The sequence below is a fragment of the Pseudomonas sp. B329 genome (assembly GCF_023127835.1).
Lineage (GTDB): Bacteria > Pseudomonadota > Gammaproteobacteria > Pseudomonadales > Pseudomonadaceae > Aquipseudomonas > Aquipseudomonas synxantha_A.
In genome coordinates this window covers 139,859-153,786 of the sequence record NZ_SPKP01000027.1, presented here as the reverse complement: position 1 = coordinate 153,786, position 13,928 = coordinate 139,859, and the positions used below count along the sequence as shown (strand labels likewise).

Annotated in this window: 3 protein-coding genes; all 3 read right to left on the bottom strand. The window is 63.6% G+C overall.

What is annotated here, in order from left to right; genetic code table 11:
• On the bottom strand, positions 1-4,267 hold a 4,267-nt coding region (locus tag E4P00_RS16250), incomplete at its 3' end, for an SDR family NAD(P)-dependent oxidoreductase (RefSeq protein ID WP_248132132.1).
• The gene (gene fabD / locus E4P00_RS16245) at positions 4,264-7,596 is read right to left on the bottom strand and encodes an ACP S-malonyltransferase (RefSeq protein WP_248132130.1); all 3,333 of its coding nucleotides are present in this window, start codon (positions 7,594-7,596) and stop codon (positions 4,264-4,266) included. The genes fabD and E4P00_RS16250, both read right to left, overlap by 4 nt.
• A 73-nt stretch (positions 7,597-7,669) precedes the next feature.
• Positions 7,670-13,900 carry an SDR family NAD(P)-dependent oxidoreductase gene (locus E4P00_RS16240; RefSeq protein ID WP_248132127.1) on the bottom strand — a complete coding sequence of 2,077 codons (6,231 nt, stop codon included), beginning with the start codon at positions 13,898-13,900 and terminating at the stop codon, positions 7,670-7,672.
• Positions 13,901-13,928 lie beyond the last annotated feature (28 nt).

The window sequence follows — 13,928 nt, the reverse complement described above, 5'->3', positions numbered from 1 at the left end:
TCCCGCTGGAGCGTTCCTGCAAGCGTTGATACAGGGCTTGGGTGGTCTGCGGCGTGGGTTGGTCGAACAGCCCGGCTGCCTGCAATTGCACCAACAGCACCTGGCACAATAGTGTCTGTAAAGGCTCCAGCATCAGCCCGCCACGCAATTGCAGCGAGCCACGACCTTCGACGGCCGTGGCAAACAGCGCGAGCATGTTTGCCATCCGTTGTGTTTCGCAAGGCATCACGCTGATCAGTTGCCGCGGGCATTCCAATGCCAGCGGCGTGCGTGCCTCCCGCCCCGTCCCTGCAACGCGCAGCCATGGCCGGGACAACGCCAGGCCAACCACCTCCATTGCCGCCGACAAACCGATCAAGCCGGCGCCTGTTTTCTCACGTAGCACTTGCAGCGCAGGCGAACCGGCCAATGCGCCTGCGTCCGCCCAGTAACCCCAGTCGATAACGGCGACCGCACAAGGCAAGTGCTGCGCCAAATAGCCGCCCAGTTCATCGATGAAACAACACCCGGCTGCATAGTTGCTCTGATTGGGCGATCGCTCGAAGGCATTGATCGAGGAGAAAAACACCAGGAAATCCAAGGGCGGTCGTTGCAGCGCCTGCTCCAGCGCCGCGCCGGTAGCGACCTTTGCCGCCAGCACCTGGCTGAACTCGTCGCGGCTCATACGTTGAACACTCTTGCCCCGCATGACCATGGCTGCATGGATCACGCCATGCACCTGGGCGTGCTGGCCGTGCACCCAGTCCAGAGCCTCGCGCAACGCTTGCGGATCGCCCGCATCGGCAGGCAGGTAAATCGGGGCCGGCCCTTCACTCGCCAGACGCTCGATGTCGGCGCGGATGTTTTCGTCCAGAGGTCGCCGGCCTATCCAGTACACCTGAGCCTGGTAATCGACGATCAGGCGTCGCGTCCAGGCCACACCGATCCCGCCGGCACCACCGATGATGATGTAGCACCCACCCTTTCGGTAGACCGGAGGCGCCGCGCAATAATTGACCTCCCGCAGCACCTGGCAATACCACTGACCTTCGCGCCACGCCCCGCTCGCGCCTACCGGCAGGGCAGCCAGTGGCACAAGCGACGGTGAAGCCGCCATCGGCGCCAGGGGCAGGTCCACCACGCGGACCTGCCACGTTGGGCACTCGTTCGCCAGCGTGCCCGCCAGACCGTGCACGGGCGCATGCGTGGGGTCATGGCGCTCGCCCGGCAGCACCTGCAGTGCCTGGCGAGTCACCACCAGCAACTCCAGCGGGTGCTCGCGCACCTTCAGCATCAACAGCCCCTGGCACAGCGCGAACAGCGCCATTACCCCGTGTTCCTGCGCAGCAGTGGCAGCCTGTGCAGACCAGGCTTCGCCGCTCGGGATCGGGGCCAGCCAGATCAGGCGTTCGAAAGCGCCGGCATTGCCGAGCGCGTCCCGCCATTGCTCTGCCGACCAATCCGATTGACCTGCCAGCACGCTGGCCTGGGTGCTGCCAGCTGACCAGGCCTGTGCCTGTGCCGGGTCGGCGCTGATAATCAACGTGCGGCGCTGTGCCTCTGCATGCCCTTCTTCAACAGGGTGCAGCACACGCCATTCGACGCTGTGGACCTTGGCCTTGGGCGATTGCTCTTGTTGGACTGGGGCGGCCTTGAGTACAAAATCTTTGGCCGTGGCGCAAACGCGTCCGTCCTCGGCGATCCATTCAATATTGAATCGGCACTGCTGTGCGCCCGTCGTGGCAGCGCTGACATGCACCCAGTAGCGCTCAGGCAACGGAGCCGACAGCTGCAACTGGCCGACCGAAAATCCCAGCCTGGCTTGCTCACCGGATTGACGTATGGCCAAAAGCACCGCTGCTTGAAAAGCCGCATCGACAGCGGCGGGAGAAAACGGCAGGTCATCGGCCGCACCCGCAGGCACCACGACCAACGCCAGCAACGATTGATCACCTTGCAGGTGGCTGTCCTGCAACACCCGGTATGTTGGCCCATATGCCATGCCGACGTTGCGTAATTGCTCATACAGCACCTCCCGCGTCAGCCAGACGTCAGGGTGAGCCCGCCTCAACGCGTGCACGTCACGCCGCACCTCATCAGTCTGGCCGGGCGCCAGTGTGCCGCTGCACAACGGATGCACCAGGCCCTCGAGGCGCACCTCGAAATCGGTTGCCCCGGCGCTTGCTGGTCGCAGGCTCACACGCAGCAGCGCACCCTGTAGCGGCACGTCCAGGGCCTGCAGCCACGCCACCTGGCTGGCGCACCAGCCCCCCGCCGGCAGCGCCCCCCAGGCGCGAGCCGCGACCGCCAGCGTCACAGCCCCGGCGACCCGATGCTGGTCGGCAATCACATGGTCACCAATCGACGGGTCATGCCGTTGCAGGCGGTACTCCAGCAGATCGGTCGGCGCGGTCGGCAACCAGAAGCGGTCACGGGCGAACGGGTAACTCGGCAGGCCCAGGTGGTGGCGCGCCTGGTCACTGAACAGCACGCTGAACTTCACCGGCACCGCGCAGCAATAATGCTCGGCCAGCGTTTGCAGGTGGGCCAGGTAGGCCGACGGCTCGTGTGCCAGCGTCGGCAGTGCCTTGATCAGGCGTGCGGCATCAAGTTGGCGCACCGCTGCGCCCTCCTCGTCCATCTCAGGTGCCTGGACCTCGGCCTGCGAGGCAGCCAGTAGTTGAGCAGTCAGTGTGTCGCGATCACTGACCACCCAGGCCTGCCGGCAGGCCAGGTGTTCGCGGCCGGTGAGCAATGCCTGGCTGAGTTGCGCCAGGCTGGCAGATGCGCCGGCACCCTGCAGCCAGTCATGCAACGTGCTGCATTGGCGGCGCAAGCTGGCCGGTGTCTTGGCCGATAATGCGATGAGCCAGCCGGGACGGGCCGCCACGTCGACCTCGGCACACGCGGGCGGTTGTTCCAGGATAAGGTGACCGTTGGTCCCCCCGAATCCGAAGGAACTGACCCCTGCCCTGCGTACCCCTGACGCTGGTTCCCAAGGCTGCAGGCGGGTCACCGGGTAGAAGGGACTGCCTTGCAGGTCGATCCGCGAACTGAGTGCAGAAAAATGGCAAAGGGGAGCCAGTTGCCCGGCCTTGAACGAGAGCAAGACCTTGATCACCCCCGCGACGCCCGCCGCCGCCTCCAAATGGCCGATATTGGATTTGGCCGAGCCCACCCCACAGGTCTGCGGTTCGCTTGCCTGCGGGCAAAATGCCTGGCGCAGGCCTTGGATCTCGATAGGGTCACCCTTGGGGGTGCCGGTGCCATGGGCTTCGATATAACTGACACTCGACGCCGGAATGTGCGCATCCCCAAGCGCCTGCTCTATCACCTGCGCCTGTGCCGCAGAGCTGGGGTAGGTCAGCGTATGGGTCTTGCCACAGTGATTGACTGCGCTGCCCTTGATCACGCCGTGGATCGGATCACCGTCCGCCAGCGCCTTGGCCAGGGGCTTGAGCAGCAGCAAACCGGCGCCCTCGCTGCGCACATATCCGTCCGCCGCTTCATCAAAACTCTTGCAGGCCCCCGTGGGGGACAACATGCCGGTTTTCGCAAACGCGATATGCCGGGTTGGTGTCAGCAGCAGGTTGACCCCGCCAGCCAGGGCCAGCTCGGTTTCACCCAGGCGCAGTGACTGCACGGCATGATGGATGGCACTCAGCGAACCGGAACAGGCGGTGTCCACCAGCACGCTGGGGCCGTGAAGGTCGTAGAAGTGCGAAATACGGTTGGCAATCACGGCCGCTGCGTTGCCCGTGGAGTGATGGGCATCGATGGGCAACCCGGCGCTTTCCAGCAGTTGCTTGTAGTCATAATTGAACGCGGCAACGAACACCCCGGTGCGCGAGCCGGCCAGCGCGGACGGCACCACGCCTGCGTCTTCAAGGCAGGCCCAGCTCAGCTCCAGCATGATGCGTTGCTGGGGGTCCATGATCCGCGCACTGGCAGGCGCGATGCCGAAGAAGCGTGCGTCGAACGCATCGACCGCATCGATGCACCCGGCATGACGTGCGTGACTTCTATCGTCTTCACTCGTGGGGTCGCCCCAGAATGCTCGCCAATCCCAACGGCTCGCCGGAATCTCCGTGACGCTGTCCCGCGCGTTCGCCAGGTTCTCCCAAAACTGCTGGTAGTCGCCCGCGCCCGGTACCCGGCAGGCCATCCCGATGATCGCGATATCACCGGGGTGACGATGCTTGCCGGCCTCCGCGGCATCGCCGACGCCTCCCTCAGTGTGCGTGTGCCCGGCCAGACGACGAATCAAGGATGACAGTCGATTCTTCATGTCCGCACACTCCCGGCGATGCGTAAGGGGGCGCCCTCGTAGGCGGGCCGCCCCTCCGTCTGCGCCGGCGCTGCGGGCGTCAGCATGGCGCGCAAGCGGGTGTTCAAATAAGCGGCGGCGGCGTTCATCAGCCGCTCGGCCACGAGGTCGACGTGCCGGTTGCGCCAGTCCTCCAGGTCGGTACCCTTGACCCATTGGTTAAACGCGCCCATCGAGGGCCCGCAATGCACCTGGTAATCAACGCGCTGCGCCTCGCTGCCAGTCATGGCCAAGCGTGTGCTGTGAATGAAATACCAGCGGAACACCAGCGCCATTTTGTGCTTGGGGTTGCTAAGAGCCTTGTCGATTTCCTGCGGCGCAACCTTGCTGTAGTAGGCACGCGTTTCTTCGAAGACTTCATCAAAGCTACGCTTGAAGAAACTGTCCTGAATCTGCCGGGCGGTCTTTTCATCCAGCTCGTCCAGTGAGTCGTAACGACGCCACAGGTCGTAGAGTTTGTTGGCCCGTGCCGGGAAAAACACCCCGCGCTTGAGTACCTGTACCCTGGCACCCAGTTCGAACATGTCACCGGCAGGCGCGTAATCGGTGTCCTGCACGTTGATGTCCTGCAGCAGAGTCTTCACCACATCGCTGGTACCGGCCTCGGGCGTGCATTGGTTGATCGAACCGGTCACCACAAAGTCGGCCCCCAGCATGAAGGCCGCCGCCACAGACTCGGGTGAGCCGATGCCGCCTGCGGCCCCCACCCGTACCCGTTCGGTATACCCGGCAGCCTGGCATAGGCTGTCACGCAAACGGATGATCGTCGGCAGCAAGACCACGGTGACGCCCATGTCGGTATGCCCACCGGAATCGGCCTCTACGACCAGATCGTCCGCCATCGGCACCGACTGCGCCCATTGCGCCTGCTCGGGCGTCACCAGCCCTTGCGCAAGCAGCTTTTCCACCACCCGCGCAGGTGCCGGATCAAGAAACTGCTGGGCCACCTCCGGCCGCGAGACTTTGGCGACGATCCGGTGGCGCGCCTCGATCCGGTCACCCACCTTGATCAGGCCGCGCAACCGGTACAGCGCCAGCGCCGGGGTGATTTGCATGAAGGCCGCGGCTTCTATCACCGTAACGCCTTTACGCATGAACAACTCGACCAGCTCGATTTCCTTGTGGGGGTTGGACAGGTTGCAGACCAGGTTCATGCCGAAAGCGCGCGGTTGGGTGCGTTGAGCGATTTCGACAATGGCCTGTTCGACCGCTGCGGTACTCAAGCCGCCCGCGCCGAAGAACGCCAGATACCCTGAGTTGACAAGCTTGACCACCAGTTCCACCGACGCGATGCCCTTGTACATGCCACCGGCCATATAGGCATACCGCAGGTTGTAGGCCTGGCGGAATGCGGCGCTCCCCAACCCCTCGGCTGTCAGCGCCAGGCCCGGCACGCCGTCGTCATGCCGCGCAGCCAAAGGCAGCGGTGCAACCACGGCAGATGCCACGACTGGCTGGGCTGGCGAACGGTTTTTTTCGATTTTCGCTTGCAGATTGGTCAATACATTGCCGGGGCCGATCTCCTTGAACTGGGTGATGCCGGCCTGCAGTAAATACTCGATGCTTTCGACCCACTGCACCGATGACGTCATTTGCCGCGCCAACTGGCTGGCGATAGCTTCCTGCTCATAAGGGCGTGCGTCGACATTGGCGATCACCGGCAGCATCAGGGGCTTGAAGGTCACACGGGCCAGCTCAGCCGCAAACGCTTCTTGGGCGCCACGCATGTAGCGGGAGTGGAAAGGCGCGCTGACATTCAACGCGACACAAATACCCGAGGCGTCTTCAATCTGCGTACGCACGCTTTCCAGTGCGTCGAGCGGTCCGGCCAATACGGTCTGTTGCGGGGCATTGAAGTTGGCGAAATCCAGCTGTGTACTCCCAGCCTGGCGCAACACCTGTTTGATCGTCGCAAGATCCAGATTCAGCACAGCCGACATGCCGCCCCCGGTGGCCTCGGACATGAGTTCGCCGCGCCGCTTGACCAGGCGCAATCCGGTTTCGAAGTCATAGGCGCCGGCGGCAAACAAAGCGCAGAACTCGCCGAGGCTGTGCCCGAGCACATAGTCGGGGGGCGCGGCATCGCCAGCCTGAGCCAGGTACGACAGTACATTGACCACATACAGGGCAGGTTGGGTGAAGCGGGTCTGGCCAAGTTCGTTGCGCGGATCGTTTTCGCACAGCTCACGGATCGAGTAGCCCAGCACGCGATCGGCACAGGCCGTCAGTTCGGCAAAGCGTTCGAACAAGCCCTCACCCATTCCGCGAAACTGCGAGCCTTGCCCGGGAAACATGTACACCGTTTTGCTTTGTTTCATAGCCATGATCTCCGCGCTGACAACGCGCTGTGCCGAAGAAGTGATGCGCCGCTCGAAGGAGCGTGCCGAGGTATCGAAGGGACTCAGAATGAGGCTGTCGGTGGATGCCGAGTGGGCACTGCGACAGCGTTTGGCGAAATTGGCCATCGACCCGGACGGGCCGGCGTCGAGGTATTCATGGGGGCCCAGGCCTTCAAGGTATTCAATGGCGGGGGCCAACTGCAGTGTCGAGCGCACCACATGCCACAGGTGCTCGGGGGCGAACTGGCTGACGGGGCCGCCAAGGGTTGACGAGACATAGCCCATCCGCGGTGTGCGCAGTTGCAATGCCTGGCTGGTTTGAATGAATGCGTCGCGCAATGGATCCATGTGCGAAGAATGAAATGGGCGGTTCACATCAAGCCTCTGAAACACCACGTTGCGCCGCGCCAACTGCATTTGCGCCGCCGCCAATGCAGAGACTGTCCCGCTGATGACCAGATGTTGCGGATAGTTGATCGCCGCCAGCTCAACCTCGATGCCGTCGGCCTGCAATTGCTCGAACACGGCGATATCGGCCAGTACGGCGGTCATCCCTCCCGCCGGGCAATGCTCATGGAATAATCGAGCCTGACGAACCACAAAGCCCAACGCCTGCTCGGCGTCAAGCGCACCACTCACAGCCGCCGCAGCCACTTCTCCCAGGCTGGAGCCGAGTACATGGTCGGGGTATACACCGTGCTCGATCAGCGACTGCGCCAACGCATACTCGACCATGAAGATGGCCGGGTGCGTCACCAGAATGTCGTCCAGCGCCGCTGCCTGGGGCTGGTCGCCATACAACCCATCCAGCACCGAATACCCGCCGGTTTGTCGCACGACCTCATCCAGCGCGCGCATGTGCCGGCCAAACCCGGCGTGCCGCTCATACAACGCCCGCCCCATGTGACGGTATTGCGACCCCTGTCCTGAAAACATGAAAACAATGGACACGCTGGTTTCTCCTATGAACTGCTCAAACCCGGGCACGGCCGCGCCCTTGAGGCGGAGCCTTGCCGCTCCACCTTCAGAATTCGCCTGCGCGTCGCCCTTGGGACTTACCACCCGGTGTATCAAGGTGCAGGCGTAGCGCACGCGCCAAGGTATGGACGTTGCCCGGGTTGAGCATCGACATATGGCCACCGTCCACCGTGGCCACATGGGGGCTCGCGGTCAGGTAGGCGCAATAGCGCGCCAGGGTGTGGGGAAGACTGCTTGCGCCGAGAATGCTTTGCGCCGCGATGATCACGCAGGTGTCGCCGGTGAAGGTGTGGGTGGGGCGATAGTCGACACTCATGGCGATCTGCGCCGCCAGCCATGCACCCGGACCCTGTGCGGGGCCCTGGTTGAGGCTGGCATCACGCATCAGCTCGCGTACCTGCTTGAGGGACACCACGGCGCCTTTGTCCTGGGCGTCCAGCAGGCGTGCGCAGAGCGGTGTATCACCCAGGAAGTAGCGCAACTGCGCGCTGGTCAACACCTCACCTTGAAGCTCTTGAGGCACATAGAAAAAGCTGTCGAGCATGAACAACTGCACCTGGCGTCCGCGTGCCTGGAGTTCAACCGCCACCTCGAAAGCCACGCTGGCCCCAAAAGAGTGTCCGAGCAAACGGACGACGCCAGCGGGGCAGCGACGGGTGACGGTATGAACATGCGCAGCGACCATGCGCTGCATCGACAGGTCTGGCGGTGCCTGCGTATCCAGCGGTGGGTACTCCAGCACCTGCAACTGCGCGACATCGCCAAGGGCCGCGGCCAATGCATGAAAAGACTGCGCGCCCGCACCTGCGGCGGGGAAACAGAAGAGCCCTTGCTCGCCAGCGTGATTGAGCAGCGTCACGACCGGGGCGGGCTCACGCAACGGCGACGCAGGCATGCGGCTGAGCGCGGACGCTGGCGAGTCCGCGCCCGCCAGCGAACGCCAATCCACGTCCAGGCCCTGGGACCACAGCTGCAATAACGGCAAGGTGCCGCCTTGATCCAGCCAGCCCTGCACTTGATCGGCCAGGCCTGGCAATGCCATGACGCGATTGAGCACACTGGCATCGACCTCGGCGTTACCCACTTGAGCGTAAGCGCTGTGCTCATCGGTTTGCAGATAGGCGCGCAACTGCTCGGCCAATGCCTCCAGGCTGGCCACACTGAGCCCCAACCGTACGGGCATCAAGCCACTGCCGGCCTGGGTCACCCTGGCGAGGGTGTGCAGGTCCACGTCATGGTCGGCCTGGCCGTCGATCAGGTGCAACAAGTTGTCCGCCACCTGCCGTAACTGCGCCGCACTGCCGGCCGATAACAGCACCACGACCGGGCTTTGCCGGTCGGCCCGTTGCTCAGGCTCCGCCAGGGTAACCACGCGTTGAGGAGCCGGGCGCTCCTGCACCTGCGGCACCCGCAGCGAAGCCGGCTCTGCGCCATGGCGCTGCGCCTGTACCTGAGCCACCAAACCGGCCACGGTCGCATCTTCCAGAACACTCCCGGGGTCGAGTTCGACGCCGTAGGTACTGCTGATCTGTGCCAACAGTTGAGTCAGCAGTACCGAGTCGAAACCGAAGTCATGCAGATCGGTGTGCGGGTCGATATCGCCCGCGACGGTTTTCAACAATTGACACACCAATGCCACCAACTCATCGAGCAGCGCTGTATCAGCAATTACCCCACCGCCAGCGCTGGGCTGGCGCTCGATATCGGCACACGCCATCACCACCTGGATGTCGGCAATCGCGGTGGTCAATTCAACCACGTTGCCAAAAGCCTGGAACGTATCGGCGGCCAATTGGATATCGAAGCGTTCGTTGAGCAGCCCGGTCATTTGGACACTGCTCACCGAGTCCATCCCGTAGTCACTCCAGGGATCATCATCGCCGATGTCCTCCAAACGCACTTTGAGGGCCTCGGCGACCACTTCCCGCACGCCCTGGGCAACCTGCGCCCGGGTCAAGCCCGGTGCCGGCGGCTGCGATTCGGCCGTCCGCGCCCCTTGCAGGTGCGCCGCCAGTGCTTGCAGCGTCGGATGCTCAAACAGCGCCGCGGTACCCAGTTCGAGTGTGTAGGTGCGATTGATGGCGGTTGCCAGCTCGGTCAGCATCACCGAGTCAAAGCCCATGTCCGCAAATGCCGTGGTGTCGTCGATCTCTTGCGCGTCGACTTTGAGGATCTGCCCGACCAGCCCACGCAAAGTATCGCTTGGGTCCACCTGACTGCGCGGTGCCACGGCAGCGGCAACCCCCACGCCAAGCCCGGCTACCAGTGCCTCGAAGGTGGCGCCCTGCCCTGGCAGTACCAACCAGCGTGCGCCGCCTTGGTGGATGATATGGCGCAGCACCTGTAGTCCCTGCGTCGTCGCCAAAGGCCGCAGGCCGGTTGCCTTGGTCATCGCGCCCATGTGCTCAGGGCTCAACTGCATGCCTCCGTCCTCCCACAGCGGCCAGTCGATCGCGATGGTATGGCCCTGTCGAGTGCCGTCAGCCACCTGTCGATTACGATATTCAGCGAATTGATCCATGAACGCGTTGGCGCAGGCATAGTCGCTTTGACCCGCATTACCCAAGGCACCCGCGATGGAGGCAAAGGCCAGGAAGAACTCCAGGGGCTGGTCTTGCGTCGCGCAGTCCAGGTTCCACAGGCCGTCAACCTTGGGCAGCAACACCTGGCGCAGGTGCTCGGCCGATTTGTTCCTGAGCAACCCATCCTGACGACAGCCGGCGATGTGCAGCACACCCGTGAGCGATCCCACGCGAGCTGATACTTCCTGCACAAGTGCGCGTAAAGCTGTCGCGTCCGCGAGGTCGGCCGTGCGATGCAACACCTGCGCGCCCAAGCTCTCGAGTTGCTCGATATGGGCCGCCATGTCGTCATCCGGCACTCCACGCCCCACCAGTACCAGGCTCACGCCCTCTGCTGCGCGGGCGATATCCAGCGCGATGCTGCGTGCCAGGGCGCCAGAAGCTCCCGTGAGCAGGTAAACCCCCGTAGGTTTCCACGGCGCGGCACCCGGCTCGGCCGGCAGTTGTTCGTCAGGCCGGCGCTGCCAGCTGGCGCTGAACAGTTGACCATCACGACGGTGCAGGGCGAGTTCCGCATCTGCGGTGCAGGCGCTCTGCAGCAGTGGCGGCAACGCATCGCCCGGCTGCAGGTGGAGCAGTTGCACCCGCAATGAAGTTTGCTCGCGGGCAAATGATCGCAGCAGCCCGAACAACCCGGCGAACAGGCCTGAGCTATCGTCGTCGGCGACGACCAGTTGCGCCAGGCAACCTTGCCCGTCGTGCGGTAATTGGCGCAGGTGCTCGCTCAATGCTTGCGCGGCCCGGCAGTAGCGCTCAGGCAATGTCAGCCCCTGATCATCGCCGGATTCGAGCAGTACGCATTGGGCTTGGGGAAAGTGCTCGGCAACCTGGGCGGCGTGAGCTTCGCTGCCCGGGCACAGGTAAATCCGGTGAGCGTGTGAAAGGCCGGCCCAAGCAGGTTCGACAAATGCCTCAAGGCCGGGTGTCATCAAGGCCAGGCTGGGCGGCGCAGGCGCTCGTGCCATGACCCGTGAGCGCAGGCCATGCAGATGCACACAGGGCTCGCCTTGAGCGTCGAACACCTCCACATCGAAGGCAAAGCTGCCACGACCGCCACCCGATGTGTGTGCAGTAAGCCTCACCCAGGCGGGTGTGCGCCTGGAACGGCCCAGGGTCAATTGCTCCAGGGAGAAAGGCACCTGGGGCCCTTGCGATGACTCACTGCCTGTGGTGAAACCCATGGCTGCCTGCAGTGCACTGTCGAGCAGACAAGGATGCAAGCGGAACTCATCACCCGGCTTGAGGAAGTCTGGCAAGCGCACATGCCCCAGCACTTGCTCGGCGCCGCCACGCAAGGCATGCAGGCCCTGATGGCCAGGGCCATATTCGATACCCACGGCGGCAAAATGGCGATAGAACTCGGTGGTCGACGCCGCGCCTTGCGCCAGCGCCGCGAGTGCGTTCACGTCCAGGTGGGCCAGGGGGGCGGGCTCTGCAGGCACCGACGCCTGGCCGCGGCAATAGACCTGGCGCACCGGTTCGCCCCCCGGCTCACGGGTAAGCCAGGCAAAGAACTCGAACTCCCAACCGCTGCCCTTGCGAGCCTGTTCCACAGCCAGGGTAAGGGTGACTGGATCGTTAAAGCACTCGAAGGGGCGCACCCACAGGATGCTGTTCAGGGCCAGGTCGGCTTGCCCAGAAACCCGCGAAAGCGCCGCCAGCGCCATTTCGAGGTAGACCACGCCCGGCAGCACCTTGCGCCCGTTGACACGGTGGTGGTCGAGAAAAAATTCGTCGCCGCAAAACTGCGCTTCAAATTGCTGGCTGTCACCTGCCGTGATCTGTCGTGACAGCAGCGGATGCGGGCCGTCGCCGGGTGCAGCGAAGCGCCCGGGCACTGCAGTCTGCGGCGCAGGTGGCACCCAGCAGCGTTCCCGAACGAACGGGTACAGCGGCAGGCTGATTCGGGCCGGCTGGAACCCTTGATACAACTGCGCCCACTCGACCTGACCGCCGCTGACCCAGTGACGCATCACCGCCTGGTTATCGTCCATGGCCGGCGATTGCACTGGCACCGCCGTTTCGCCCGCACGCAGGCGTACCGGCTTGAGCGCCTGGCCAATGAGCACGTCGGGATGCTGGGCCCCGTCTGCCAAGGCAACCAAGCGTTCCTTGAGCACCTGCACTGATTGGGCCGTGAACGCGGCCCGCGCGTCCAGGGCTTCGCGGCCCACCTGCAAGGTGTAGGCAAGATCATGCAAACCCGCCAGGTCGCAGGCCAGTGGCGTTTGCTCCAGGCGCCCCAGCAACAGCGCCGCTACCGCCTGCAGGCGCTCATGCGTGCGTGCCGACAGCACGATGAGGACGTCGCTCGGCAACGTCGGTACGTGGGTGTGGGCCTGCGCCTGGAGGGAATACTCCTCGACCACCAGGTGCGCGTTCGAACCGCCGGCACCAAATGACGAAATACCTGCACGGCGCGGTTGCACAGCATCGGCGGCGCCCTTGGGTAGCCAGGGCTCCAGGGTTTGTTGGACGTGAAACGGGCTGCCGGCAAAATCAATATTGCGATTGAGCTGCGTGGAGTGCAGCGACGGCACCAACTGGCGGTGCTTGAGCTGCAACAAGACCTTGGTCAGGCCGGCTATCCCCGCGGCGCTTTCACAATGGCCGATATTCGATTTGATCGAGCCGATGGCGCAGGTTTGCGGTTCAAAGCCGTCAGCTTCGAACACGGTGCGCAAACCTTCGATTTCGATCAGGTCGCCTAGGGCCGTGCCGGTGCCATGCGCTTCTATGTAGCTCAGGTCGCTGGACGCCAGGCCGGCCTGGTGCAACGCCGAACGCACGGCCACGGCCTGGGCCGACGATTTGGGCACGGTAAACCCGGTCGCCCGTCCGCCATGGTTGATTGAACTGCCCTTTATCACTGCATGGATACGGTCGCCGTCGGCGATGGCCTGGGGCAACGGTTTGAGCAACACGGCGCCCACGCCTTCGGCCGGCACATAGCCGTCGCCCCCTTGGCCAAAGGTCTTGCAGCAACCCACACTGGACGCGAAACGGCCCTGGGCATGCAGCAGGTACTTGTTGGGATGGATCGACACATTAACGCCTCCGGCAATGGCGTACTCCGACTCGCCACTGCGCAGGCTCTGACACGCCAGGTGAATAGTGGTCAGCGAGGATGAGCACATGCTGTCGAGCGTGAGGCTGGGGCCGCGAAAATCACAGAAGAATGACACGCGGTTGGCGATGGAGGCAGGCAGTGCGGCGACCAGCGTCTGTGCGGTGCTGAAGGCGGTGTATTCGGTGTACTGAACGCCAACATAGACGCCAACCCGGCCTTTGGCGCTCAAGCTCTGGCGTGTGTAGCCGGCGTCCTCGAGCACGTGGTAGGCGCACTGCAGAAACAGGCGCTCCTGCGGGTCCATGATCTCGGCTTCACGCGGTGAAATGTTGAAAAAGCGCGGATCGAATTCATCGACTCCACGCAGGAAGCCGCCCCACTTGCTGTAGGTCTTGCCGGAGACACCCTTGGATGGGTCATAGATCGCGTCGTGGTCCCAACGTTGCGAAGGTACCGTGGTAATGCAATCGCGACCCAGCTTGAGGTTTTCCCAAAGCTCCTCGATATTTTCGGCCTGGGGATAGCGGCCCGCCAGCCCGATAATCGCAATGTCGAAAGCATGCGGGTGGGTATCCGACCCGGACGCATTGCCGGCATTCTCATTGCTGTCGAAGTCTTTGACCATATTCAGTATCGACCCTTGGAGAATTCTT

Excerpts from the sequence above, each read along its gene's own strand:
- E4P00_RS16240 (WP_248132127.1), bottom strand. The coding sequence starts at position 13,900 with ATGGTCAAAGACTTCGACAGCAATGAGAATGCCGGCAATGCGTCCGGG.